Annotated in this window: 1 protein-coding gene; it reads left to right on the top strand. The window is 58.6% G+C overall.

Annotation, left to right across the window (positions count from 1 at the left end):
- The coding region (locus tag Q2941_RS51725; RefSeq protein WP_458197559.1) for a transposase at window positions 1-885 on the top strand (885 nt) is incomplete at both ends.

Raw genomic sequence — 885 nt, 5'->3', positions numbered from 1 at the left:
ACATCTACGGCTATCTCAATCGGGTGCAATCCAGTCGTCGTCTAGAACGTGAAGCGTGCCGCAATATCGAGGTGATGTGGCTGATCGGTCGCCTGGCTCCCGATCATAAGACGATCGCCGATTTCCGGAAGGACAATGGTGCGGCGATCCGGAAGGTTTGTGCGAAGTTCATTGCACTATGCCGGCAAATGGGCCTGTTGCAGACCCCAAGCGTCGCGATCGACGGCAGCAAGTTCAAGGCGGTGAACAACCGCGACCGTAACTTCACGCATGCCAAGATGGCGAGGCGGATGGCGCAGATCGAGGAAAGCGTCGGTCGATATCTGCGTCAACTCGATAGCGCCGATCGGCAGGAGCCATCGGAAGCGATCAGCATCAAGACGACGAGGATCAAGGAAAAGATCGCTCGGCTGAAGCAGGAGATGAGCCGCCTGGAAGTGCTTGATGAGCAGATGCGCAACACGCCGGATCAACAGATATCGCTCACCGATCCGGATGCCCGTTCGATGGCCACCAGCGGACGCGGATCGGGTGTCGTCGGCTACAATGTCCAGGTCGCGGTGGACACCGAACACCATCTGATTGTTACGCACGAGGTCATAAACGTAGGCAACGACCGTGGGCAGCTTGCTCGGATGTCGAAGCAAGCCAAAGAAGTGCTCGAAGTGGACAAACTCGAGGCGGTCGCCGACCGTGGCTACTTCGACGGAGAGGAGATATTAGCCTGCGAAGAGGCCGGCGTTGCAGTCACCTTGCCCAAGCCTATGACGTCGAACGCCAAGGCGGAGGGCCGGTTCGGCAAACAGGACTTCGCCTACCTGCCTGATGAGGACGTCTACCGCTGCCCATCCGGCCGGCTGCTGCCCTATCACTACACCAACATCG

Source organism: Bradyrhizobium sp. UFLA05-153, assembly GCF_054185185.1.
Note: the sequence above shows the minus strand (reverse complement) of the source record. Positions and strands in the feature narration are given on the sequence as shown.